The following is a 23,458-nucleotide window of genomic DNA, read 5'->3' as shown; positions in this document are numbered from 1 at the left end:
CCCATTCGAGCGCATCGGATGCCCGAGAAACGGCCTGTCCACAGGCCGATGGCGCTACGGCTGGATGTCGTCCTCTGTGGACGACGAGTCGGCAGCATCCGCCGAGGTCATCTCAACACGCACGATGATCATGGTGACGTTGTCGCGACCGCCGTTCTCGAGCGCGGCATCGACCATCGCATCAACAGCGGCGGCCGGGTCGGTGTTCTCGCGCAAGAAGTGCAGGATGCCGTAATCGGTGAGCTCCTTGGTGAGCCCGTCCGAGCAGATCACCAGACGGTCCTGGTCTTGAAGGGGAACCGTCACGTAGTCCGGCGGAACAAGCTCGCTCGCCCCGACTGCGCGGGTGATGACGTTGCTGTAGGGATGTCCATCCGCTTCTTCCGGGCTGATCTTGCCCGACGCGATCAGCTCCTGCACCACCGAGTGATCCGTCGTGACCTGCAGCAAACGGTTCTCGCGCTCCAGATACACACGGGAATCGCCGATGTTCAACACGACCCACTGCCACCGGTCGTCCTCATCGTGCGTGAGGTAGGCGCCGGTCAGGGTCGTTCCCGTGCCCTCATCGGTGGTCTCCGGATGGGAGCGGATGTCGTCGACCGCGCTGTGCAGCGACTGCTCGATGGCCTCCGGCGATACATCTCCGGCGTCAACCATCTCGCCCAGTCGCGCGACCGTGCTCTGGCTCGCGATCTCTCCCCCGGCATGGCCACCCATGCCATCCGCCACCACGAAGAGAGGGTACTTGACCAGGAACGCATCCTGATTGTTGTCCCGCCGGCGGCCACGGTCGGTGGTTCCCGCCCACGAGAGCTGCAGGTCGTCGCTGACGCGATACGTCTGCGTTGTCGTCTCAGGCACGAGTGTCTCCGTCAGGCCGGCGGGCGGCACCTGGCCGCGGGGCATTCATCCATCGTATCGGTGCTGCCGGTCACATCCGCGCCGCAGGATCCTCCGGCAACGGGAAGAGTGCGTCGATTATGGCGAGATCGGCTGCATCCGGCGTCCATGCGTCCGCAGCCGCGGCATTGGCCTCGACCTGCGCCGGAGTCGTCGCGCCCGCGATTACGCTCGCGACGGCAGGGCGCGCCAGCAGCCATCCAAACGTCGCTTGAAGCATCGTGATGCCGCGCTCGTCGCAGAACCGCTGATACCCCTCCAGTGCATCCCACGGCGCATCGGCCCAGATATGCCGGCGCGTCTCCATGATGCGGGTCCCCGCAGGCCCGCCTTCGCGGGTGAATTTGCCCGTGAGAAGCCCGTTCTTCAGCGGGAAGTACGGAAAGAAGCCCAGCCCGAAGCGCTCGGCAGCCGGAAGCACCTCACGTTCGGCGGCTCTCGCGAGCAGTGAGTAATGGTTCTGCGCCGAGATGAACCGACCGGTCGAGCGGGTCGCGGCGGTGAAATCGGCCTCGGCGATCTGCCAGCCGTCGAAGTTGGAGTGCCCGTAGTACCGGATCTTGCCCTCCGCGACAAGCTCGTCAAGGGCATCGATCGTCTCGGCGATCGGCGTCTGCGGATCCGGCAGATGCAGCTGGTACAGATCGATCCAGTCGGTGCGCAGCCGTCGCAGTGACTGCTCGACGGCATGCCGCACATAGCGTCGCGAACCTCGTCCACCGGGGAAGCCGTAGCCCATGTCGCGCTCATGCCCGAACTTGGTCGCGAGCACGGCCCGGTCGCGGCGCCCTTCGAGCACCTGCCCCATCAGGTCTTCGCTGCGGCCGGCCTCGGCGCCGTACATGTCGGCGGTGTCGAAGAAGAACACACCATTGGCCAGAGCGGCATCGATCACGGCCCGGGTGCCATCCAGCGTCTCAGTCACCGTGCCGGCACGACCGAAGTTGTTGCATCCGAGTCCTGCCGCCGACACGACCAGACCGGATGCGCCGACGTGGCGCTGCGAAGTTGCCATGGCTCCACCGTATCGAATCACGTGCCCGCAAAGACAAAACGCCCCCGAACGAATCGGGGGCGTCTTGCTGATCAAGCCTGGGGCTGATTCGGGTCGCGGGGCTCTTCGGGAGCGGCTGCGGGAGGAGCAGGCGGCGCGGCCGGGGGTGCGGGCGGTGCCGTCGGAGGTGCCGGCGGCGCGGCGGGCGGCGGCACGGGTGCACCGGGCGCGGGCGGCACCGGAGCGCCGTACCCGGGCTGCGCAGGAGCTGCCTGACCGGGCTGCGGCGGAGCCGAGTAGCCGGGCTGAGCGGGCGGCTGGTAGCCCTGCGGGGGCGCGTACCCCTGGGGCGCAGCACCGTAGCCAGGAGCCGGCGGAGCGATGTTCTGCCCAGGCTGAGCGGGCACGCCCTCCCAGGTGGTCTTGTCGGCGAAGAACGCGTTGCCGGCCCACGGGGCGGGTGCGATCATGGCGTTCCATCGCGACTTGTCGAAGGCGAGAATGCCGAGCCAGACGGGGCTGAGGAACACGTAGAGGAGAACCCAGACGGCTTCCTTCTGCAGCTTCAGTCCCACGCGCCAGGCGGCCAGCGCTGACAGCGCGAACGCCGCGAGGCCCACGAGCTGACCGATCACGGGGATCCAGCTCAGGAACAGGCTCGCGCCAATGGCGTAGAGCACCAGCCACGGGCTCAGGTCACCGAGCTTGAACAGGATCATCGTGTTGTAGACGGGCACCCAGGCGCGCCACTTGCCCTCGACGCCGGCCTTTTCGAAGACCTTCATCAGGAAGAGCGAGACGACCACGTACATGATCGGGCCCAGGATCAGCAGCAGCAGGCTGACCAAGGCGATCATCGCCGAGAACGCCCCGTAGCCGTACGGATCGTAGTCCATGAGTCTTTTCACATCCCTTGTTAGGCGGAAGCCGGGTCGCTCCCGGGCGACGTCTGCCGCATCGGCCCCATGGTAGCGGGACGCGCACGCGGCGGGCAACGCACGACACGCGCTCGATACCGACCGGATATCACGCGGTGACGACGAGTTCCCAAACGCGAGGGACGTCGGATGCCCGCAGGATGACGTCATTGTGCTCTGCCCAGGCCAGCAGGTCGGACGTGCCTGTGATGACGGCGCCGGTCGTCGCGAGCGCCCGCACAAGCTCGCCCTTCGCCTTCTTGTTGAAGTGGTTCAGGGCGCGACCTGCCGCGGTGACGACACGAATGTACGCCGATTCGGCGCCGTCCGGCACCGGCCCAAGAGCGACATAGGCCTCGCTTCTGAGATCGAGCAGGAAACCGGCATCTGCCAAGGCCGCCGAGGTCGGCTCGGCCCAGAATCTGCGCAGCGGCGGAACGCCCGGCAGCGCGATTCCCGCAGCAAGGCGGTACGGCGGAATCTCGTCGAGAGCCGAGACCGGTCCGAACGGGGCCGAGTGGATCAGCACCTGGCGTCCGAGCCACGCACGGGACTGTTCGTCGAGGGTGGCCGCATCGAGCGCATCGAACAAGACACCCGTATAGCGATCCACGGCCGGCATCGTGGGCGCATCGAACAGCATCCGGTTGTGCTCGATATCGCCGACCTGCCGGTCACTCAGCTTCAGCACGCGTTGCGCCTCAGCGGGGTCACCGGCAAGGGTGACCAGGGCGCGCGTCACCGCAAGGCGCTGGTCGAGCAATGACGATAGCGCGAGCGCATCGAGCCGCAACGGCGCACCGCTGCCCCCCGGGCGCTTCGTCTCGGACGGCGGCAGAAGGACCTTCATACTCTCCCCTACAGACAAAGACGTCCGCCCCGGCCCGTGCATGTACACGGTGCCGAGGCGGACGCCTCAGTGCTTTATCGTCAGGCGATCAGCGCGGCATTGCCGGCCACGATCGTCAGGGCGTCGCCCTCCATGGAGAGGAAGCCGTCCTGCGCGTTGGCGAGCACCTTGCTGCCGTCGGTCTTGGTGATCCGGACCTGGCCCTCGGCGAGGATGGCCAGCACCGGCTCATGACCGGACATGAAGCCGATCTCGCCCTCGACGGTCTTGGCGACGACGAGCGACGCCTCTCCCGTCCAGACCTCCGCGTCGGCGGAGACCAGACTGACATGCAGTGAGCTGGCAGAGTGCGCCATGATCAGGCGTTCTCCTTCTGAATCTTCGCCCATGCCTCTTCGACGTCCGAGATGCCACCGACGTTGAAGAAGGCCTGCTCGGCGACGTGGTCGAAGTCACCGCGGCAGATCGCATCGAACGACTCGATGGTCTCCTTCAGCGGAACCGTCGAACCCTCGACACCGGTGAACTTCTTCGCCATGTAGGTGTTCTGCGAGAGGAACTGCTGGATGCGGCGTGCACGCGACACGACGATCTTGTCCTCTTCCGACAGCTCGTCAACACCGAGGATCGCGATGATCTCCTGCAGCTCCTTGTTCTTCTGCAGGATCTGCTTGACCGTGGTGGCGACGCGGTAGTGGTCCTCACCCAGGTAACGCGGGTCCATGATCCGCGACGTCGAGGTCAGCGGGTCAATGGCCGGGTACAGACCCTTCGACGCGATCTCACGCGAGAGCTCGGTCGTCGCGTCAAGGTGCGCGAAGGTCGTCGCCGGAGCGGGGTCGGTGTAGTCGTCAGCGGGGACGTAGATCGCCTGCAGCGACGTGATCGAGTGACCACGCGTCGAGGTGATGCGCTCCTGCAGCAGACCCATCTCGTCGGCCAGGTTCGGCTGGTAACCCACGGCCGAGGGCATGCGGCCCAGCAGGGTGGAGACCTCAGAACCGGCCTGCGTGAAGCGGAAGATGTTGTCGATGAACAGCAGCACGTCCTGCTTCTGCACGTCACGGAAGTACTCCGCCATCGTCAGAGCCGAAAGGGCCACGCGCAGACGCGTCCCCGGGGGCTCGTCCATCTGGCCGAACACCAGCGCGGTCTTGTCGAAGACGCCGGCCTCTTCCATCTCGTGGATCAGGTCGTTGCCCTCACGGGTACGCTCACCGACACCGGCGAACACCGACACACCACCGTGGTCCTGCGCGACGCGCTGGATCATCTCCTGGATAAGAACGGTCTTGCCGACACCGGCGCCACCGAACAGACCGATCTTTCCACCCAGAACGTAGGGCGTGAGGAGGTCGATCGACTTGATGCCGGTCTCGAACATCTGGGTCTTCGACTCCAGCTGGTCGAAGCTCGGAGCGTTGCGGTGGATCGGCCACCGCTCGCTGACCTCGATGGTCTCACCGGGCTCGAGGTTGAGCACCTCGCCGATCACGTTGAACACCTTGCCCTTGGTGACGTCGCCGACGGGAACCGAGATCGCCTCGCCGGTGTCGCGCACCTCCTGGCCGCGGACGATGCCGTCGGTGGGCTTCAGAGCAATGGCGCGGACGAGGTCGTCGCCGAGGTGCTGTGCGACCTCGAGCGTGATCTCGGTGGACTCCTCGCCCAGCGTGATCGTGGTCTTCAGCGCGTTGTAGATGTCGGGGATCGAGTCGTGCGGGAACTCGATGTCCACAACCGGACCGTTGACGCGTGCGACGCGCCCGACGACCGCGGTCGCGGCCTGGTCAGCCGTTGCGGTGGGGGTCATTTCTTCGTCTCTTTCCTGAGGGTCTGTCAGCTCGAAGCCAGAGCGTCGGCGCCACCGACGATCTCGGCGATCTGCTGGGTGATCTCGGCCTGGCGCGCGTTGTTGCGCAGGCGGGTGTAGTCGGTGATCAGCTTGTCGGCGTTGTCGCTGGCCGACTTCATCGCCTTCTGCGTCGCCGCCTGCTTGGCCGCGGACGACTGCAGCAGGGCGTTGAACACGCGGCTCTGGATGTAGACCGGCAGGATCGCATCCAGCACGGTCTCGGCGTCCGGTTCGAACTCGTAGAGCGGGTAGACGGTCTTACCCGCCTCCGACTCGTCGGACTCCGCGATCTCCAGAGGCAACAGACGCACGTTCTCAGGCGTCTGCGTCATCATGCTGACGAAACGGTTGTACACGAGGGTGATCTCGTCGACACCGCCTGCCTCTCCCCCGCGGGAGAAGGCATCCAGCAGAGTCTGAGAGATCTCCTCGGCGGTGTGGAACGACGGCGTGTCGGTGTCGCCGGTCCACTCGGCAGCCGATGCGATGCGGCGGAACTGGAAGTACCCGACGGCCTTGCGGCCGACCAGGTAGAACACCGGCTCCTTGCCCTGCTCGCGCAGGAGCTCGGCAACTTCGAGACCCTCACGGAGGATCTGCGAGTTGAAGGCTCCGGCGAGACCGCGGTCCGACGAGAAGATGACCACCGCGGAGCGGCGGATGTTCTCGGGCTCGCGGGTGAGCGGGTGATCGACGTTCGAGTGCGTCGCGACGGCTGAGACGGCCCTCGTCACGGCCCGCGCGAAGGGGGTGGACGCCTTGACGCGTGCCATCGCCTTCTGGATGCGCGAAGCCGCGATGAGTTCCATCGCCTTCGTGATCTTCTTGGTCGTCTGAGCAGAAGAGATCTTCTGCTTGTAGACCCTGAGTTGAGCGCCCATGAATCAGTACCTCACGCGATTACGCGCGACGACCCTTGACGATCTTCTCCTGGTTGACGTCCTCCGCGTCCGCGGCGGCGTGCTCCTCGTGGCCGGGAGCGCCGATCGCGTGCCCCTTGCCACCCTGGAACTCCAGGATGAAGGCGTCCGTCTGCTTGTCCAGCTCAGCAACCGTTGCGTCGTCGAGGACGTTCGTCTCGCGCAGCGTGTCGAGGATGCTGGTGTTGCGACGCAGGTAGTCGAGCAGGTCGCGCTCGAAGCGCAGCACATCTTCGACCTCGATGGTGTCGAGCTTGCCGTTCGTTCCGGCCCAGATCGAGACGACCTGCTCCTCGACGGGGTACGGCGAGTACTGCGGCTGCTTGAGCAGCTCGGTCAGACGGGCACCGCGCGACAGCTGACGACGCGAGGCCGCGTCGAGGTCGGATGCGAACATCGCGAACGCCTCGAGCGAGCGGTACTGAGCCAGCTCGAGCTTCAGTGTTCCGGAGACCTTCTTGATCGACTTGACCTGTGCGTCACCACCGACTCGCGAAACCGAGATACCCACGTCGACTGCGGGGCGCTGGTTGGCGTTGAACAGGTCGGACTGCAGGAAGATCTGGCCGTCGGTGATCGAGATCACGTTGGTCGGGATGTACGCCGAGACGTCGTTGGCCTTGGTCTCGATGATGGGCAGACCCGTCATCGAGCCGGCACCGAGCTCGTCGGACAGCTTGGCGCAACGCTCCAGCAGACGGGAGTGCAGGTAGAAGACGTCACCCGGGTAAGCCTCGCGGCCCGGCGGGCGGCGCAGCAGAAGCGACACGGCGCGGTAAGCCTCAGCCTGCTTCGACAGGTCATCGAAGATGATCAGGACGTGCTTGCCGCCGTACATCCAGTGCTGGCCGATGGCAGAACCCGTGTAGGGCGCCAGGTACTTGAAGCCGGCGGGGTCGGATGCGGGAGCGGCCACGATCGTGGTGTACTCCAGGGCACCGGCCTCTTCCAGCGCGCCCTTCACGGAGGCGATGGTCGAGCCCTTCTGACCGATGGCGACGTAGATGCAGCGCACCTGCTTGTTGACGTCGCCCGACTCCCAGTTGGCCTTCTGGTTGATGATCGTGTCGATCGCGATCGCCGTCTTACCGGTCTGGCGGTCACCGATGATCAGCTGGCGCTGGCCACGGCCGACGGGGATCATGGCGTCGATCGCCTTGATACCGGTCTGCATCGGCTCGTGCACCGACTTACGCTGCATGACGCCGGGCGCCTGCAGCTCCAGCTCGCGGACACCCTCGGACTCGATGGCGCCCAGGCCGTCGATCGGGTTGCCGAGCGGGTCGACCACGCGGCCGAGGTAGTTGTCGCCGACAGGAACGGAGAGGACCTCTCCGGTGCGGGTGACTTCCTGACCCGCTTCGATGCCGGTGAAGTCACCGAGCACGACGACGCCGATCTCGTGCTCGTCGAGGTTCAGCGCGAGGCCCTTGGTGCCATCGGCGAAGGTGACGAGCTCGTTGGCCATGACGCCCGGCAGTCCTTCGACGTGCGCGATGCCATCGGCCGCGTCGATGACGGTGCCGACCTCGGTCGCCGCGGCCCCGGTGGGCTCGTAGGCGTCGGCGAAGTTCTTCAGCGCGTCACGGATGACGTCGGGGCTGATCGATAGTTCTGCCATTGTCTTCCCTTTATGTGTCTGGGTGTGCGCGGTTCCCCGCGGCGAGTAGTTCAGCTCGCGAGCTTCTGGCGAAGATCGGCGAGTCGGGCGGAGATGCTGCCGTCGATGACGTCATCGGCGATCTGCACACGCAGACCTCCGACAACCGTGGAGTCGATCACCTGGTTGATGGAGATCTCCCCGCCATAACGACCTGCGAGCGCATCACGGAGACGGGTCTCCTGTGCGGCGTTGAGCGGTGCTGCGGTGTAGACCGTGGCGACGGTGCGGCCGTCCTGTGCCGATACGATGCGGATCGCACGGCTCAGCAGCTGGCGTACGCGACGCTCACGGGGCCGGCGCACGAGCGATGACACGATCAACACCGTGGCAGGCGCTGCCGACGCACCGAGAACGCGCTCGACGAGCGCGCCCTTCGCGTCGGCGTCGCCGAGCCGGCTGCCGAGTGCGAGCTCGAGCTCGGGGTTTGCCGCGACGACGCGCGAGAAGCCGAACAGCTCACCGGAGACGTCGACGCCGGTCGAGGCGATCGCCGCTGCGCGGATCGCGAGCTCCTCGACACCGTCGACGAGATCGGATGCCGATGACCAGCGCTGTGCCGCCACGGCGGTCAGCAGCGCGCGCACCGGAGCCGAAGCCCCGGCGAACACGCCGTCGACCAGGGCCGTGCGCGCCTCGGCGGGAGCCGAAGGGTCGGCCAGCGCGCCGCTCAGCTGACCCGAGTCCCCGATGGCGCGGGCTGCTGCGAACAGCTCGGCCGCGCTATCGAGAGTCAGGGCCGACGCTGCGGCAAGGGCGTCCGTCGATGCCGCGAGTGCCTGAGTGGTCGCGCTGCCCATTACTTCGCCTTCTCGAGGTCGGCCAGGAAGCGGTCCACGACGGCCGTCGCACGCGTGTCGTCGGCGAGGGTCTCGCCCACGACGTTGCCTGCCAGGTCGATCGCCAGCGTGCCGACCTCGCTGCGGAGCGAGACGAACGCCGCCTGGCGCTCGGCCTCGATCTGCGTGTGAGCGGCCGCGGTGATGCGGTTCGCCTCGGCAGTGGCGGCGTCCTTCGCCTCGGTCACGATCTTCTTGCCGTCCTCACGGGCGGCCTCGCGGATCTCGCCGGCCTCAGTGCGCGCCTCGGCGAGCTGGCGGGTGTACTCCTCCAGCGCCTCCTCGGCCTGCTTCTGGGCCTCGTCGGCCTTGGCGATGTTGCCTTCGATGGCGGCCGAGCGCTCGTCGAGCATCGCGTTCAGTCGCGGAAGGGCGACCTTCCACACGACGACGAGGATGATGACGAACCACAGCCCCGACCAGATGATGTCGTACCACGCGGGAATCAGCGGGTTAGGCGCTGTCTCCGCGGCGAGGTTCGTGACAAGAGCGTTCAGCATCCTGTCTCCTTCAGAACTCGGTGCGGATTACGGGAAGGGGATGAATCCGACGGCGATGCCGACGAATGCAAGCGCCTCGGTGAAGGCGATACCGATCCACATGAGGACCTGCAGGCGACCGGCCAGCTCGGGCTGACGGGCGACGCCCTCGATCGTCTTGCCGACGACGATGCCCACACCGATGGCCGGACCGATCGCTGCGAGGCCGTAGCCGACAGCTGCGAGGTGACCGTTGATGTCAGCGAGAACCGTAGTTGCGTCCACGGGGGTGTTTCCTTTCGGTTTCGAACAGCGGGAAGCTGCTCAGATCAGTGCTCTTCTGCGACCGCGAGCTGGATGTAGATCGCGGTGAGGACGGTGAAGACGTAGGACTGCAGGACGACGACGAGCAGCTCGAAGACGGTGAACGCGCCGCCGAAGGCAAGCGTTCCGACACCGAGCAGGGCCCAGCCGCCACCCGCAGTGAAGAAGAAGAACTGGGTGGCAGCGAAGCACAGCACCAGAATCATGTGACCGACGACCAGGTTCATCATCAGACGCAGCGTCAGCGTGACGGGGCGGATGATGAAGGTCGAGATGAACTCCAGCGGCGTGACGATGATGTACACCGGCCACGGCACGCCCGACGGGAACAGCGAGTTCTTCCAGAACCCGAGCGGGCTCTTCTTCATGCCGGCGTAGATGAACGTCACGTAGCTGATGATCGCCAGCGTGAGCGGGACGGCGATGATCGCGGTACCCGGCATGTTCAGGAACGGAATGATCCCGGTGATGTTCATGAAGAGGATCATGAAGAACATCGTGGTCAGGATCGGCAGGAAGCGATCGCCGTCCTTGCGGCCGAGCAGGTCGTGGGCGATGCTGCCGCGGACGAAGCCGAGGCCCATCTCGACGAGGCTCTGGAAACGGCCGGGGACGACCTTCATGCGGCGGGTGCCGAGCCACAGCAGCAGAACCACGGCGGTGACCGAGAGCAACTGGATCAGGTGGATCCGGTTGACGTCGATCACGCCGAAGACCTGGAACAGCGTCTCGGGGAAGAACTCGTCCATCGAAGGACCGTGGAATTCACCGTCACCGGCAATAGGACGAAGGGTCATGGTCGCAGCGAGGTTCAACAGCGCGGGCTCCAGCTTCGGGTCACCGGTCAGAACCGGGGCGACGAGGGACGGTGTGCATCACGGCGCAAGCGCTCGCGGGACGAGCGGCGGGCACCTGTAGAACACTACCAGACTCATTTCCCGTCCGATGCCGCCGGCGGGGTCTCACCGGCCTGATCGGCGGGCTCATCCTCGGGATTCGTGGTCGGCAGGGTGATGTCGCTGACGTTCGGCAGCCGCATCCGCGTGAGGACGATGACGTCGACGATGAGCGACATCGCGACGCCCGCCACGATCGATAGGAAGAACACCAGCGGAACGACCCAGTCCTGGCTGCTGAGCAGCATCATCACGACCAAGAAGATGCCGAGCTTGAGCAGCCAGCCGCCCAGCACGATCGCGAAGAACAGCTGTACGTAGATCGGGTCGCCGAACCAGCGGTTGGCGAACAGGATGCTACCGGCGGTGATGCCGAGGAACAGCACGGCGAGCACCACGCCGAGCAGGCCGCTCCACAGGCCGTTGACGCCGGCCACGGCGAAGCCGATGCCCCCGGCGACAAGACCGAGCACCAGGGCGGAGATGGCCGACCAGATCAGGGTGCGGCGCAGGATCGGATTGCTTGAGACAGGGCTCGGGGTCATCGGGGCTCCAAGGGTTCGGGAGAGGCAGGTGCGGGCTCGCGGCCGGGCTTGCGGTGGCGCCCGGAGGGCAACAGGGTGACGACCAGGCAGGCGGCACTGCCCACCACGCCGAAGGCGATACCCATCAGGTATCCCCCGGGCCAGTCCTGGCGGGTGGCGATGTACATCAGCAGCACCGACAGCGAGATCACGGCCGTCCAGGCGTAGAAGATCAGGACCGCATCCCGATCGCGGTGGCCGAGATCGAGCATCCGGTGGTGGAGGTGCTTGCGGTCGGGCGAGAAAGGGGACTTCCCGGCGCGCATGCGCCGGAAGACGGCCAGTCCGAAATCGAGCAGGGGCAGCATGACGATCACCAATGGCAGCACGATCGGGATGAACGCACCGAGCAGCTGGGAGCGTCCGAACTGCTCCGGGTCGAACGCGTTGACGTCGCCCTGTCCGGTGAGCGCGATCGCGGATGTCGCCATGAGCAGGCCGAGCACGAGCGCGCCCGAGTCGCCCATGAACAGCTTTGCGGGGCTCCAGTTCAGCGGGAGGAATCCCAAGCACGCACCGATCAGCACGGCGGCCAGGAACGTCGCCAGGTTGAAGTACGTCGTCGCGCCGGAATCACGCGTGAGGATGTACGCGTACACGAAGAAGATGCCATTGGCGATGAGGCATACGCCGGCGACCAAGCCGTCGAGACCGTCGATGAAGTTCACGGCGTTCATCACGACGACGATCGCGAACATCGTGATCGAGATGCTCACCCAGCTGGAGACGAGGATCATGTCACCGACCGGCAACGTGAGGATCTGCAGACCACCACCGACGGTGATGATCCCTGCGGCCAGGAACTGCGCCGCGAGCTTGATCATCCAGTCGAGATCGACCAGGTCGTCCACGACGCCGATGACGGCGATCAGCACCGTCGCGGCCAGGATAGACCAGAGCGTCTGCGGCGGGATCCACATCCGCTCGAAGAAGGGGTTGGCGGCCGAGATCAGGATCGCCGAAGCGATCCCGAAGAACATCGCCACACCCCCCAGCCGCGGCGTGGGGGTCTTGTGCACATCCCGTTCACGGATGCCGGGGTAGAGCTTGAACTTCAGGCTCAACCGCCAGACCACCCATGACAGCGCGAAGGTGATCGACGCCGTCAGGATGATCGTGAACAGATACTGCTTCACTCTTCGTCGACCGGACCCTGGTCGACGGCGTCGGCCGGCATGACGTCGCCGGGCTGCTCCTCAGGCTCGAGCAGATCGCCGAGCACCTCGGCCAGTTGCTCCCTGCTGATCGCGCCCTCCCGCAGGATGCGCACGCTCGGGGTCTCGTCCTCAGTCGCGCCGACAAGCGAGGTCGCGTCGATGATCGTGGACGGGACGCCGTCATCGCTGTAGCCGTACTCGAGGTACACGGCGACGCTCTCACCGAGCATCTCCTGGGCGTCCGAGGCGATCACGGCAGCGGAGCGGCCGGTGAGGTTCGCGCTCGAGACAGCCAGCGGCCCGGTCTCGGCGAGCAGTTCCAGAGCGATGCGGTGATCGGGCATCCGCACCGCGACCGTGCCCTGCGTCTCACCGAGGTCCCACGTCAACGACGGCTGAGCGGGCAGTACGATCGTCAACCCGCCGGGCCAGAAGGCATCCACGAGCCTCGTGACGGGCTCGGGAACCGTCTCGACCAATGCGGTGAGCACGTCGCGTCCGGCGACCAGCACGGGCGGCGGCATATCGCGCCCGCGCCCCTTCGCGTCCAGCAGTCGCTGCACAGCGGCCGGCGCAAAGGCATCGGCCGCGAGGCCGTAGACGGTGTCGGTGGGCAGCACGACCAGCTCACCGCGGGCGATGGCCTGGCGCGCGTGGCGCATGCCGGCGAGGATCTCGGAATCGTCGCGGCAATCGAAGACAGTTGACATGGCGTGCCCATTCTACGGTGGTCGCCGGTGGACGCCCCCGACAAGGCCCGGTCGCGCTCAGCCGCGCAGCGCGGTGGTGACCCGATCGCGTCGGGTCAGATCCTCGTGCGTCGCCGCAGCGCGCCATCCGTCCGCGGTGAGGATGCCACGGATCGCCTCGCCCTGGAGCTCACCGTGCTCGAGCACGAGCAGTCCTCCCGCGTGCAGCAGGTCTGCCGCGCGTCGGCTGATGATGCGCACCACATCGAGCCCATCGGACCCGCCGTACAGAGCCGCCGCCGGGTCGTGGAGCCGCACCTCCGGGTCACGAGGAACCGCCTCGTCCGGGACGTAGGGCGGGTTGGAGATCACGACGTCGACGCGCCCGCTCAACTCGTCGAACGCCGTTGCGAGGTCGCCATGCACCAGCGTGAGGTTCTCGACACCCGTGACGTTGCGCTTCGCCCACGCGTACGCCTGCTCCGAACGCTCGACGGCGAACACCCTGGCATGGGGAACCTCTGTCGCCATGGCCAGCGCGATCGCACCACTGCCCGTGCCCAGGTCGATCGCCAGCGGCGAGTCCGAGGCGTTCTCCAGGAGTGCGTCGATCGCGTACTGCACGACGGTTTCGGTCTCGGGACGCGGTACGAACACCCCCGGACCGACAGCCAGTTCCAGGTTGCGGAAGGCGGCGAGTCCCGTGAGGTGCTGCAGGGGCTCACGATCGGCACGGCGGGACACCAACTGTGAGACGGCCTCGGCGGCCTCCGACGAGATCGCATCACCGCGCAGTGCGGCGGCCTGCACACCGCCCCGGCTCTGCCCGAGGACGTGACCGGTCAGCAGTTCGGCGTCCACCGACGGATCCGGCACTCCGGCCTCGGCGAGGCGCTGAGCGGCGGCACGAAGGAATGCGGCAAGGGAATCGGGCATCCACTCAGCGTATTTCGTTACGCGCGATCGGTCATATTCGTGCCTCCGACACCTGCGCGCCGTAGGCTTGTGCACGCTGCATCCGGCAACGAAAGGCCCGAACATGACCGGCATCCACTCCGACATCACGACTGCATTCGGCAACACCCCGCTGGTGCGCTTGAACCGGCTGACCGAGGGGCTGGACGCGACCGTACTCGTCAAGCTCGAGTCGTACAACCCCGCGTCGAGCGTGAAGGATCGCATCGGCATCGCGATCATCAACGCCGCCGAGGAGTCCGGTGACCTGCGGCCCGGTGGAACCATCGTCGAGGCCACCAGCGGAAACACCGGCATCGCACTGGCGATGGTCGGCGCGGCGCGCGGCTACCGGGTCATCCTCACGATGCCCGCGTCGATGTCGAAGGAGCGCCGCGTTCTGCTCAAGGCGTTCGGCGCCGAGCTCGTGCTGAGCGACCCGACCAAGGGCATGAGCGGTGCGATCGAGGCCGTCAAGGAGATCATCGACAGCACGCCGGGTGCGATCTGGGCTCGCCAGTTCGAGAACGCCGCGAACCCTCGCATCCACCGCGAGACCACGGCGCAGGAGATCCTGCGCGACACCGACGGCGACGTCGACGTCTTCATCGCCGGCGTCGGCACCGGCGGAACAGTGACCGGTGTCGGACAGGCACTCAAGGCCGCCAAGCCCGACGTGCGGATCATCGCTGTCGAGCCGACCGACTCCCCCGTGCTGACCGAGGGCCGCCCCGGTCCGCACAAGATCCAGGGCATCGGCCCGAACTTCGTTCCGGCTGTACTCGACCGCGATGTGATCGACGAGGTCATCACCGCCGGGTTCGAGGAGGCGCTGAGCACAGCACGCGATCTCGCCGCGAAGGAGGGCATGCTGGTCGGCATCTCCAGCGGCGCCGCGGTCGCACAGGCGCTGAAGGTCGCCGCGCGTCCCGAGAACGCCGGCAAGACCATCGTCGTCGTCGCCCCCGATACCGGGGAGCGCTATATCTCGACGGCACTGTTCGAAGACCTGCGCGAGGCGTGACCGACAGGTGAGCACGATCTCACGGATCCGCGAGGACATCGCGGCCGCCCGTCACCGCGACCCCGCTGCTCGCAGCGGGGTCGAGGTGGCTCTGCTGTACCCCGGACTGCATGCCATCTGGGCGCATCGGGTGTGGCATCGCCTGTGGCGCCGAGGCCTGCGGTTCCCGGCGCGCATGGGCTCACAGGTGACCAGGTGGTTCACCGGGATCGAGATCCACCCCGCCGCGCGTATCGGCCGACGGTTCTTCATCGATCACGGCATGGGCGTCGTCATCGGCGAGACCGCCGAGATCGGCGATGACGTGATGCTGTACCACGGCGTCACCCTCGGCGGCCGCGGTCCGTCGCACGGCAAGCGTCACCCGACGCTCGAGGACGGCGTGGCAGTCGGCGCCGGCGCCAAGGTGCTCGGTGCGATCACGGTCGGCGCGCGCTGCACGATCGGCGCGAACGCCGTGGTGACGAAGGACTCCCCAGCGGACAGCGTTCTGGTCGGAGTCCCGGCGAAGCCGCGCCCCCGCAAGCCGGAGCAACCCAGCCGGGCCGTGCTGACGGCGCCGGACTACACGATCTGACGTCTCTGCGTCTGAGGTCGCTGTGTCGGGGCACGCCCCGGCACAGAGCGGATCATTCGTCCGAGTTCTTCGCCTTCTGCACCGTCTTGCGCAGGAACAGCATCGGCAGAAGTAGCGTGGCCAGCGCCGTCACAGCCCAGATGATCACCGCGCTGAGCGTCCACGCCACGATTCCGCTGATGTGCAGCCCGTCGATCGGCAGCAGCACGACCACGATCAGGGCGATGAGCGTCGAGAAGATCCCGACTCCACCCAGCAGAGTCGGCGCATGGCGACGGGCGATCTTCACGACCCAAGGGCTCAGGATGCTCTGCAGCACCGCGAAGATCACAACGCACAGCACGAAGCCCCACCACCGGCTCCACACGATGGTGAAGTCAGGCAGAAGCAGGTCGGCGACGATCAGACCGAGCGCGGCGGAGGCGACGAACAGCACGCCCCGAATCAGAAGAGTGATCACCCGCTGAGCATAGCGCTCCGCGGTCGGGTTACGCGGCGTCGCCGCCGAGCGCGGCGAGCCGGGCCTCTTCATCGGCGTGGATCGCCGACTCGATGATCGGATCGAGCGCGCCGTCCATGACCTGATCCAGGTTGTAGGCCTTGTAGCCGGTGCGGTGATCCGCGATGCGGTTCTCGGGGAAGTTGTAGGTGCGGATCCGCTCGGAACGGTCCATCCCGCGGATCTGCGAGCGGCGGGCATCGGATGCTGCCGCGTCGAGCTCTTCCTGCTGCTTGGCGAGCAGGCGGGCACGCAGCACCCGCATGCCGGCTTCGCGGTTCTGCAGCTGCGACTTCTCGTTCTGCATGGACACGACGATCCCAGTGGGCACGTGGGTGATGCGCACGGCGGAGTCGGTGGTGTTCACCGACTGCCCGCCGGGCCCCGAGGAGCGGTAGACGTCGATCTTGAGGTCGTTCGGATCGATCTGGATCTCTTCGGGCTCATCGACCTCGGGGAACACCAGCACGCCGGTGGTCGAGGTGTGGATGCGTCCCTGCGATTCGGTGGCCGGCACGCGCTGCACGCGGTGCACGCCGCCCTCATACTTCAGATGCGCCCAGACGCCCTGCGACGGATCGGTCGAGGACCCCTTGATCGCCACCTGGACGTCCTTGTATCCGCCCAGATCAGACTCGTTGCGCTCGAGCAGTTCGGTCTTCCAGCCCCGGTGCGCCGCGTACTGGATGTACATGCGCAGCAGGTCCGCCGCGAAAAGCGCCGATTCGGCGCCGCCCTCCCCCGCCTTGATCTCCATGATCACGTCACGGGCGTCGTCGGGATCTCGTGGAATGAGCAGACGGCGCAGCTTCTCCTGCGCCACACGAAGCCCCTCTTCGAGGGCCGGGACCTCTTCGGCGAACGCATCGTCCTCGCGGGCGAGCTCGCGGGCCGCGTCAAGATCCTCGGATGCCGACAACCAGGCCTCGTGCGCAGCGACGATGCGGTTGAGTTCGGCGTAGCGACGATTGACCCGCTTGGCGCGGGCGGCGTCGGCGTGCACCGCCGGGTCGGAGAGCTCCTCCTGCACCCGGCGGTGTTCCTCGATGAGGGCGTGGACGGATTCGAACACGTCTCTGTTCCGTTGCTCGATCAGCTCCGCGGCCGGATCAGCGGATGCTGTTCTCGTGCGCGTGCGACGAACCGGTCGACGTCGGTGCCGGGATCGACTTCTGCATCTGGAACAGGAACTCGACGTTCGAGCCGGTTTCCTTCAGCTTGCCGAGGACGACCTCCAGTGCCTGCTGCGGGTCGAGGCCCGCCAGGGCGCGACGCAGCTTCCACGTGATCTTGACCTCGTCGGGCGAGAGCAGCATCTCTTCGCGGCGCGTGCTCGAGGCGTTGACGTCGACGGCGGGGAAGATCCGCTTGTCGGCCAGCGCACGAGACAGACGCAGCTCGCTGTTGCCGGTGCCCTTGAACTCCTCGAAGATCACCTCGTCCATCTTCGAGCCGGTCTCGACCAGAGCGGTGGCGAGGATGGTCAGCGATCCACCGTTCTCGATGTTGCGCGCGGCGCCGAAGAAGCGCTTGGGCGGGTAGAGCGCCGAGGCGTCGACACCACCGGTGAGCACACGGCCCGAGGCCGGTGCCGCGATGTTGTAGGCACGACCGAGGCGCGTGATCGAGTCGAGCAGCACGACCACGTCGCGGCCGAGCTCGACCAGGCGCTTTGCGCGCTCGATGGCGAGTTCGGCGACCGTGGTGTGGTCTTCGGCAGGGCGGTCGAAGGTCGAGGCGATGACCTCGCCCTTCACGGTGCGCTGCATGTCGGTGACCTCTTCGGGGCGCTCGTCGACGAGCACGACCATCAGGTGCACCTCGGGGTTGTTCTGCGCGATCGCATTCGCGATCTGCTGCAGCACGATGGTCTTGCCGGCCTTCGGCGGCGCGACGATCAGACCGCGCTGCCCCTTGCCGATCGGCGCCACCAGATCGATGATGCGCTGGGTGAGCTTCTCGGGCGCCGTCTCCAGTCGCAGGCGCTCCTGCGGGTAGAGCGGGGTCAGGTCGCCGAACTCCACGCGGGTCTCGGCATCGTCGGTTGACAGACCGTTGACCGAGTCGACCTTGACCAGCGCGTTGTACTTCTGGCGCCCCTGCTGCTCGCCCTCACGCGGCTGCTTGATGGCGCCGACGATCGCGTCGCCCTTGCGCAGGTTGTACTTCTTGACCTGGCCGAGCGACACGTACACGTCGCTGGGTCCGGCGAGGTAGCCGGTGGTGCGCACGAACGCATAGTTGTCGAGCACGTCGAGGATGCCCGCGATCGGGATGAGGACGTCGTCCTCGCCGATCTCGGTCTCGAACTCGTCGCCTGCCGCGTTGCCGCCGCCGCGGCGCTTGTTGCGCTGGCGGGTGCGTCCCGAGGACTGCTCGTCGTCGGAGTTGTCGGCGTTCGCGCCGCCGTGTCCGTTGCCGCTCTGCGTGGCGCCTCCGCGTCCGCGGCTGCGGCTGCGGCTACGGCTACGGCTGCGGCCACTGCCCTCGCCGTCCGACGAGTCGGCGTCCGAGGACTCGGCGCTGTCCACCTCATTGCCCTTGGCGTCGTTCTTGGGCTCGTTGTTCTTGGCGTCGCCCTTGGACGTGTTCTTGCTCGCGCCGCCCTTGGAACGCTGGTTGCCGCGCGGGGAGTCTGCTTCCGTCTCCTTGGCGCCGCTCTCCTGCTCGGCGTCGTCCGAGGCGCGCTCGGCGGTCTGCGCCGCGGTGCTCTCGCCTGCGGCATCCGTCGCCGTCTCGTCGGCCGGCTTATCTGCGGTCTTCGCGTTGCGACGACCGCGTGCGGGGCGCTTGGCGGGTGCCTCCGCGGCGGCGTCGGTCGCTGCCGCGTCGCCCGTCTGCTCCGCCTTGGGCGCGTCGGATGCCGCGGAATCGGATGCCGCGGAGTCGTCGGCCGTCGCCGCCGCAGTCTTGGCCCGCGACGGGCGCTTACGCGCCGGCTTGGCCGGAGCAGCGTCGGCGGGTGCCTCGGTAGCCGTCGCTTCCACCGCGGGTGCGTCGGCGGCCGGAAGGTCGAGCGTCTCGGCGTCGGCCTTCTTCGCCCGCGTGCGCCGCGGCGCCTTGGCCTTGGGCTCGGCGGGCACGTCGGACGCCGTCTGCTCAGCGGCGGGCGCCTCGGCGGGCTTCGCCTCGTTCGCCGGCTCGGCCGTTGCAGCAGCGGCGGCGGCTGAGGCGGTGGTCGCACGGCGCGGGGTGCGCTTGCGTGCCGGTGCCGCCTCAGCGGCGGGGGCGGCCGTCTCAGCGGCCGGAGTGTCGTTCTGGGTCTCGGAGAAGTTCTCCACGAGTACTCCCTCATATGTCGTGGGAAATGAGCAATCCGGTCAGCGCACGGCAACAGCCGCGCGCATCACACGCGCCGACGCAGAGCGTCTGCCAGCCGGTATCAGGATGATTCCAGGGTTTGCGTGCGGATTTCGCAGATGCGCGATGGGGCGAGATTCACGAAGTTACGTGGAGCCCTCCGCTCGATCCCTAACTGTACCACCACGCACGTCGACGGCCAGCATGTGCGCATCCCAGGGAGTGTCGGTCATCTCGTCGGCGACCTCGACAGCTCTGGCGCGCGCGCCCGGGCCGTCGGCGAGCACCAGCACGCTGGGGCCGGCGCCCGAGACGACCGCGGCGAAACCCGCCGCACGCAGCGCCTGCACCAGGCGCAAGGTCTCGGGCATGGCGGGACCGCGATAGTCCTGATGCAGACGGTCGGCCGTGGCGTCGAGCAGAAGCTCCGGACTCTGCATGAGAGCCGCCACGAGCAGGGCCGAGCGCGACACGTTGAACACCGCGTCCTCACGCGATACCTGCGGCGGTTGCAGCGATCGGGCGAGCGAGGTCGACATCGTGAAACCGGGCACGAAGACGACCGGTGCCACACCGCGGTGCACCAGCAGCTTCTTGTGCTGCGGCCCGCTGTCGCCCGTCCAGGCGATCGTGAGGCCGCCGAACAGTGCGGGCGCGACGTTGTCGGGGTGCCCTTCGAGCTCCGTGGCCAATCGCAACAGCGCGTCGTCATCGAGATCGACGTCGCCGGCCAGCAGGCCCTTGGCGATCAGCACGCCCGCCGCCACCGCGGCACCGGACGAGCCGAGCCCCCGGCCGTGCGGCACACCGTTCTCGGCGTGGATACGCAGGCCCGGCATCGTGCGACCGGCATCCGCGTATACGTGCGCGATCGCGCGCACCACGAGGTTGCTCGCATCCCGCGGGATCTCCTCGGCGCCTGAACCATGCACGTCGATCTCGAGCCGAGCATCGTCGAAAGCCGACACGGTGAGCGTGTCGTAGATGCTCAGTGCCAGTCCGAGCGTGTCGAACCCAGGTCCGAGGTTCGCGCTCGTCGCCGGTACGGTCACCGTCACCGTGCGCACCGCGCCGTCGACCGCCGGGGCGATAGAGACCACGGGTTCCAGGTCGGCGGGGACGACCGAGACGCCCACTCTCACTCCCCCTCGACGCGCAGCACCGAGACGACGCGCTCGACGACGTCGCTCGCGGTGAGGCGCTCGACCGCGGCGCTCAGGGCGCTGTCGGCAGCACGGTGCGTGCCGATGATGAGGCGGGCAGTGGTGCCCTCAGCGCCGTCCTCACCGGCGACAACGGTCTGCACCAGGGTCGCGACCGAGACGCCGCCTTCGCTGAGCAGACCGGCGATCGTGGCAAGCACACCGGGCTCATCGGCGACCTCGAGAGTGATCTGGTAGCGAGTCCAGACATGGCCGATCGGAACGACCGGCAGGTTCGCCCTGGTCGACTCGCCCACACCCGTGCCACCGGCGATGTGCCGGCGCGCGGCCGAGACGACATCGCCGAGCACGGCGGAGGCGGTCTGCACGCCACCGGCGCCGGCGCCGTAGAACATCAGCGATCCGGCAGCCTCGGCCTCGACGAACACGGCGTTGTTCGCACCGTGCACCGAAGCAAGCGGGTGCGTGCGCGGAACGAGTGCCGGGTAGACGCGCACCGAGATCGACTCGGTGTCCTCGCCGCTGAGTCGTTCGCAGACGGCGAGCAGCTTGATGACGAAGCCGGCGGCGCGCGCCTCTTCGATCATGGCCGCCGTGACGCCGGTGATGCCCTCACAGTGCACGGCGTCGAGCGGCACAGCAGTGTGGAAGGCGAGGGATGCCAGGATCGCTGCCTTCTGCGCGGCGTCATGCCCCTCGACATCGGCGGTCGGGTCGGCCTCGGCGTACCCCAGTCGCTGTGCGTCCGCGAGCACGTCGGCGAAGTCGGCGCCCTCGGAGTCCATCCGGTCGAGGATGTAGTTGGTGGTGCCGTTGACGATGCCCATGATCCGCACGACGCGGTCCCCCGCCAGCGAATCGCGTAGCGGACGGATGATCGGGATGGCCCCGGCGGCGGCGGCCTCGTAGTACACCGAAGCCCCGACCCGATCCGCCGCCTCGTAGATCTCGGGCCCGTGTGTGGCCAGCAGCGCCTTGTTGGCGGTGACCACGTCGGCGCCGGAGCCCAGCCCCAGCAGAATGTTCGAACGCGCCGGCTCGATGCCGCCCATCAGCTCGATGACGATGTCAGCACCGGTGATCAGCGCCTCGGCATCTGTCGTGAAGAGTTCACGCGGCAGGTCGACGTCGCGCGGCGCGTCGACATCGCGCACGGCGATGCCGACCAGCTCAAGCCGCGCCTCGGCGCGGTCGGCGAGCTCGTCACCGTGACGCAGCAACAGGGACGCCACCTGCGATCCCACGGCACCGGCACCCAGCAGGGCAACGCGAAGTCGGCGATAGTCAGTCATCTGGGCTCCTCAGCACATCGGATGTGTTGGTCGTCGGGCGCGGTCGCCGCGGACGTCCGCTCACGGGGTGATGCCGGCGTCGCGCGCCAGCAGGTCTGCCATGCTCTCGCCACGCACGATCACATGCGCGGCGCCGTCGCGCACGGCCACGATCGGCGGCCGGGTGACGTGGTTGTAGTTGCTCGACAGCGGCGCGCAGTAGGCGCCGGTGGCCGCGACGGCGAGCAGATCGCCCGGTGCGACGTCGCCGGGCAGATACTCGTGGTCGACGACGATGTCTCCGGATTCGCAGTGCTTGCCGACCACCCGTACCAGTGCGGGCGCCGCTTCACTCACGCGAGATGCGAGCCTCGCGGAGTACTGCGCGCCGTACAGCGCTGGTCGGGCGTTGTCGCTCATGCCGCCGTCCACGCTGACGTAGCGTCGGATGCCCTGATCGAGTGTGACGTCCTTGATCGTGCCGACTTCGTAGAGAGTGACTCCCGCGTTTCCGACGATCGCTCGGCCCGGCTCGAACGACAGCGCGGGCACCGCGATGCCGCGGCGTTCGCACGTCTCGGCGACCGCGGCGACGATCCCCTCGGCGAGTTCGGTGATCGGCACCGGGTCGTCGACGCGCGTGTAGGCGATGCCGAAACCTCCGCCGAGATTCAGCTGCGGCACGTCCCCGCCGGTCAGGAGCTGTTCGTGCAGCGCGAGCACGCGCTCGGCCGACTCGCGGAACCCGGCGACGCCGAAGATCTGCGAACCGATGTGGCAGTGCAGACCCGCGAAGATCAGGCCCGGTGTTCGCCGGATGAGGGCGACGGCCTCGGGGGCGTCGACGAGCGGGAAGCCGAACTTCTGATCCTCGTGCGCCGTGGCCAGGAAGTCGTGAGTCTCGGCGTGCACGCCGCTGTTGACGCGCAGCATCACGCGCTGCTCGGCACCGCGGTCGGCGACGACGCGGCCGAGCCGCTCGATCTCGACCGTGCTGTCGATGATGATCGTGCCGACGCCGGCCTCGACGGCCCGTTCCAGTTCGGCGACGGATTTGTTGTTCCCGTGGAAGCCCAGACGCGCAGCATCCGCCCCCGCGCGGAGCGCGACCTCGAGCTCGCCCCCCGTGCACACGTCGACATTCAGGCCCTCATCGAGCATCCACCGCACGATCGTCGTGTTCAGCAGCGCCTTGCCCGCGTAGTAGATGCGCGCGGAGGTGCCGTGCGCGGCAGTAGCCGCATCGAATGCGTCGCGCAGGGCGGCGGCTCGACGCCGCACCTCGCCCTCGTCGAGCACCTGCAGGGGCGTGCCGTGCTCACGCACCAGGTCGCTCGCGGGGACGCCGCCGATCACAAACTCGCCGTTCTCGGTGCGGTGCGCCGATGCCGGCCACACCGCCCTGGCGAGGTCGTTGGCGTCATCGGGAGTGACGAGCCACTCGGGGGCGGGTGAGGCGGAGGTGGAATGCACAGAGCACCGATCTATCGCGAGGGGGTCGTGGGCTCCTCGCGCGGTTCGCACGGCGAGGATGCCCCCGATTCTAAAGCACCCCACGTGCCCGTCCCGCGCAGATCACGGCGGGTGACGCACCTGTTCCGCG

General features: G+C 67.5%; 24 protein-coding genes. 2 read left to right on the top strand and 22 right to left on the bottom strand.

The annotated features are described in order from the left end of the window. Positions 1-54 precede the first annotated feature (54 nt). The 16 genes from ACLD0U_RS04265 to prmC all read right to left on the bottom strand — a co-directional run bounded on the left by ACLD0U_RS04265 (position 55) and on the right by prmC (position 14,003). A complete protein-coding gene (locus ACLD0U_RS04265) occupies positions 55-864 on the bottom strand; it encodes a PP2C family protein-serine/threonine phosphatase (RefSeq protein WP_347401120.1) in 810 nt (269 codons plus the stop codon). A 70-nt stretch (positions 865-934) separates the two neighbouring features. Next, positions 935-1,918: an aldo/keto reductase gene (locus tag ACLD0U_RS04260; RefSeq protein ID WP_410339923.1), complete on the bottom strand. Its 984-nt coding sequence runs from the start codon at positions 1,916-1,918 to the stop codon at positions 935-937. Between the two features lie 71 nt (positions 1,919-1,989). Next, on the bottom strand, positions 1,990-2,793 hold the full coding sequence (locus tag ACLD0U_RS04255) for a large exoprotein (protein ID WP_410339922.1): 804 nt from the start codon (positions 2,791-2,793) through the stop codon (positions 1,990-1,992). Positions 2,794-2,923: 130 nt separating this feature from the next. Then, positions 2,924-3,664, bottom strand: coding sequence for a YaaA family protein (locus ACLD0U_RS04250; protein ID WP_224817625.1), 741 nt, complete (start codon positions 3,662-3,664; stop codon positions 2,924-2,926). A gap of 80 nt (positions 3,665-3,744) precedes the next feature. Beyond that, positions 3,745-4,020, bottom strand: coding sequence for a F0F1 ATP synthase subunit epsilon (locus tag ACLD0U_RS04245; RefSeq protein ID WP_179411162.1), 276 nt, complete (start codon positions 4,018-4,020; stop codon positions 3,745-3,747). Between the two features lie 2 nt (positions 4,021-4,022). Then, the gene (gene atpD / locus ACLD0U_RS04240) at positions 4,023-5,477 is read right to left on the bottom strand and encodes a F0F1 ATP synthase subunit beta (protein WP_206550082.1); all 1,455 of its coding nucleotides are present in this window, start codon (positions 5,475-5,477) and stop codon (positions 4,023-4,025) included. A 26-nt stretch (positions 5,478-5,503) separates the two neighbouring features. Next, positions 5,504-6,400: a F0F1 ATP synthase subunit gamma gene (locus ACLD0U_RS04235; protein WP_179411164.1), complete on the bottom strand. Its 897-nt coding sequence runs from the start codon at positions 6,398-6,400 to the stop codon at positions 5,504-5,506. A gap of 19 nt (positions 6,401-6,419) precedes the next feature. Further along, positions 6,420-8,060, bottom strand: coding sequence for a F0F1 ATP synthase subunit alpha (gene atpA, locus ACLD0U_RS04230; RefSeq protein WP_179411165.1), 1,641 nt, complete (start codon positions 8,058-8,060; stop codon positions 6,420-6,422). 50 nt (positions 8,061-8,110) lie between these two features. After that, the gene (locus tag ACLD0U_RS04225; protein WP_206550083.1) at positions 8,111-8,899 is read right to left on the bottom strand and encodes a F0F1 ATP synthase subunit delta; all 789 of its coding nucleotides are present in this window, start codon (positions 8,897-8,899) and stop codon (positions 8,111-8,113) included. Beyond that, a complete protein-coding gene (locus ACLD0U_RS04220; RefSeq protein WP_179411167.1) occupies positions 8,899-9,438 on the bottom strand; it encodes a F0F1 ATP synthase subunit B in 540 nt (179 codons plus the stop codon). Before ACLD0U_RS04220 ends, ACLD0U_RS04225 begins: the two co-directional genes overlap by 1 nt. 27 nt (positions 9,439-9,465) lie before the next feature. Further along, positions 9,466-9,702 carry an ATP synthase F0 subunit C gene (gene atpE / locus ACLD0U_RS04215; RefSeq protein WP_067198640.1) on the bottom strand — a complete coding sequence of 79 codons (237 nt, stop codon included), beginning with the start codon at positions 9,700-9,702 and terminating at the stop codon, positions 9,466-9,468. Positions 9,703-9,746: 44 nt separating this feature from the next. Beyond that, positions 9,747-10,538 (bottom strand): F0F1 ATP synthase subunit A, encoded by a 792-nt coding sequence (atpB, locus tag ACLD0U_RS04210; protein ID WP_179411168.1) that lies wholly within the window; start codon positions 10,536-10,538, stop codon positions 9,747-9,749. Between the two features lie 134 nt (positions 10,539-10,672). Further along, the gene (locus tag ACLD0U_RS04205; RefSeq protein ID WP_179411169.1) at positions 10,673-11,182 is read right to left on the bottom strand and encodes a hypothetical protein; all 510 of its coding nucleotides are present in this window, start codon (positions 11,180-11,182) and stop codon (positions 10,673-10,675) included. After that, complete coding sequence (locus tag ACLD0U_RS04200; RefSeq protein WP_410339921.1) at positions 11,179-12,357, bottom strand: MraY family glycosyltransferase; 1,179 nt, start codon at positions 12,355-12,357, stop codon at positions 11,179-11,181. Before ACLD0U_RS04200 ends, ACLD0U_RS04205 begins: the two co-directional genes overlap by 4 nt. Continuing rightward, positions 12,354-13,088 carry an L-threonylcarbamoyladenylate synthase gene (locus ACLD0U_RS04195; RefSeq protein WP_179411171.1) on the bottom strand — a complete coding sequence of 245 codons (735 nt, stop codon included), beginning with the start codon at positions 13,086-13,088 and terminating at the stop codon, positions 12,354-12,356. Before ACLD0U_RS04195 ends, ACLD0U_RS04200 begins: the two co-directional genes overlap by 4 nt. Positions 13,089-13,145: 57 nt before the next feature. Next, on the bottom strand, positions 13,146-14,003 hold the full coding sequence (gene prmC, locus ACLD0U_RS04190; protein WP_410339920.1) for a peptide chain release factor N(5)-glutamine methyltransferase: 858 nt from the start codon (positions 14,001-14,003) through the stop codon (positions 13,146-13,148). A gap of 103 nt (positions 14,004-14,106) precedes the next feature. On the opposite strand from prmC, the gene cysK reads away from it, so the two are divergent. Then, the gene (gene cysK / locus ACLD0U_RS04185) at positions 14,107-15,045 is read left to right on the top strand and encodes a cysteine synthase A (protein WP_179411173.1); all 939 of its coding nucleotides are present in this window, start codon (positions 14,107-14,109) and stop codon (positions 15,043-15,045) included. A 7-nt stretch (positions 15,046-15,052) separates the two neighbouring features. After that, a complete protein-coding gene (gene epsC / locus ACLD0U_RS04180; RefSeq protein WP_206820697.1) occupies positions 15,053-15,622 on the top strand; it encodes a serine O-acetyltransferase EpsC in 570 nt (189 codons plus the stop codon). A 52-nt stretch (positions 15,623-15,674) separates the two neighbouring features. On the opposite strand, the gene ACLD0U_RS04175 is transcribed toward epsC, so the two are convergent. The 6 genes from ACLD0U_RS04175 to lysA all read right to left on the bottom strand — a co-directional run bounded on the left by ACLD0U_RS04175 (position 15,675) and on the right by lysA (position 23,328). Next, on the bottom strand, positions 15,675-16,082 hold the full coding sequence (locus tag ACLD0U_RS04175; RefSeq protein WP_206823547.1) for a hypothetical protein: 408 nt from the start codon (positions 16,080-16,082) through the stop codon (positions 15,675-15,677). Between the two features lie 28 nt (positions 16,083-16,110). Then, on the bottom strand, positions 16,111-17,193 hold the full coding sequence (gene prfA, locus ACLD0U_RS04170) for a peptide chain release factor 1 (protein WP_206550089.1): 1,083 nt from the start codon (positions 17,191-17,193) through the stop codon (positions 16,111-16,113). Between the two features lie 37 nt (positions 17,194-17,230). Then, entirely contained in the window at positions 17,231-19,402 is a 2,172-nt protein-coding gene (gene rho / locus ACLD0U_RS04165; RefSeq protein WP_410339919.1) for a transcription termination factor Rho, read from the bottom strand. A 165-nt stretch (positions 19,403-19,567) separates the two neighbouring features. After that, on the bottom strand, positions 19,568-20,530 hold the full coding sequence (gene thrB / locus ACLD0U_RS04160; RefSeq protein ID WP_263621662.1) for a homoserine kinase: 963 nt from the start codon (positions 20,528-20,530) through the stop codon (positions 19,568-19,570). 29 nt (positions 20,531-20,559) lie between these two features. After that, positions 20,560-21,876 carry a homoserine dehydrogenase gene (locus ACLD0U_RS04155; protein WP_179411178.1) on the bottom strand — a complete coding sequence of 439 codons (1,317 nt, stop codon included), beginning with the start codon at positions 21,874-21,876 and terminating at the stop codon, positions 20,560-20,562. Between the two features lie 60 nt (positions 21,877-21,936). Beyond that, positions 21,937-23,328, bottom strand: a complete 1,392-nt coding sequence (lysA, locus tag ACLD0U_RS04150) for a diaminopimelate decarboxylase (RefSeq protein WP_410339918.1) — start codon at positions 23,326-23,328, stop codon at positions 21,937-21,939. Between the last annotated feature and the right edge of the window lie 130 nt (positions 23,329-23,458).

The sequence above is a fragment of the Microbacterium sp. 2216-1 genome, from assembly GCF_046507855.1.
Classification (GTDB): domain Bacteria; phylum Actinomycetota; class Actinomycetes; order Actinomycetales; family Microbacteriaceae; genus Microbacterium; species Microbacterium esteraromaticum_C.
Note: the sequence above shows the minus strand (reverse complement) of the source record. Positions and strands in the feature narration are given on the sequence as shown.

Coding starts and splice junctions, on each gene's coding strand:
- ACLD0U_RS04260 (WP_410339923.1), bottom strand. CDS start 1,918: ATGGCAACTTCGCAGCGCCACGTCGGCGCATCCGGTCTGGTCGTGTCG.
- ACLD0U_RS04255 (WP_410339922.1), bottom strand. CDS start 2,793: ATGGACTACGATCCGTACGGCTACGGGGCGTTCTCGGCGATGATCGCC.
- ACLD0U_RS04250 (WP_224817625.1), bottom strand. CDS start 3,664: ATGAAGGTCCTTCTGCCGCCGTCCGAGACGAAGCGCCCGGGGGGCAGC.
- ACLD0U_RS04245 (WP_179411162.1), bottom strand. CDS start 4,020: ATGGCGCACTCTGCCAGCTCACTGCATGTCAGTCTGGTCTCCGCCGAC.
- atpD (WP_206550082.1), bottom strand. CDS start 5,477: ATGACCCCCACCGCAACGGCTGACCAGGCCGCGACCGCGGTCGTCGGG.
- ACLD0U_RS04235 (WP_179411164.1), bottom strand. CDS start 6,400: ATGGGCGCTCAACTCAGGGTCTACAAGCAGAAGATCTCTTCTGCTCAG.
- atpA (WP_179411165.1), bottom strand. CDS start 8,060: ATGGCAGAACTATCGATCAGCCCCGACGTCATCCGTGACGCGCTGAAG.
- ACLD0U_RS04225 (WP_206550083.1), bottom strand. CDS start 8,899: ATGGGCAGCGCGACCACTCAGGCACTCGCGGCATCGACGGACGCCCTT.
- ACLD0U_RS04220 (WP_179411167.1), bottom strand. CDS start 9,438: ATGCTGAACGCTCTTGTCACGAACCTCGCCGCGGAGACAGCGCCTAAC.
- atpB (WP_179411168.1), bottom strand. CDS start 10,538: ATGACCCTTCGTCCTATTGCCGGTGACGGTGAATTCCACGGTCCTTCG.
- ACLD0U_RS04205 (WP_179411169.1), bottom strand. CDS start 11,182: ATGACCCCGAGCCCTGTCTCAAGCAATCCGATCCTGCGCCGCACCCTG.
- ACLD0U_RS04195 (WP_179411171.1), bottom strand. CDS start 13,088: ATGTCAACTGTCTTCGATTGCCGCGACGATTCCGAGATCCTCGCCGGC.
- prmC (WP_410339920.1), bottom strand. CDS start 14,003: ATGCCCGATTCCCTTGCCGCATTCCTTCGTGCCGCCGCTCAGCGCCTC.
- cysK (WP_179411173.1), top strand. CDS start 14,107: ATGACCGGCATCCACTCCGACATCACGACTGCATTCGGCAACACCCCG.
- ACLD0U_RS04155 (WP_179411178.1), bottom strand. CDS start 21,876: ATGACTGACTATCGCCGACTTCGCGTTGCCCTGCTGGGTGCCGGTGCC.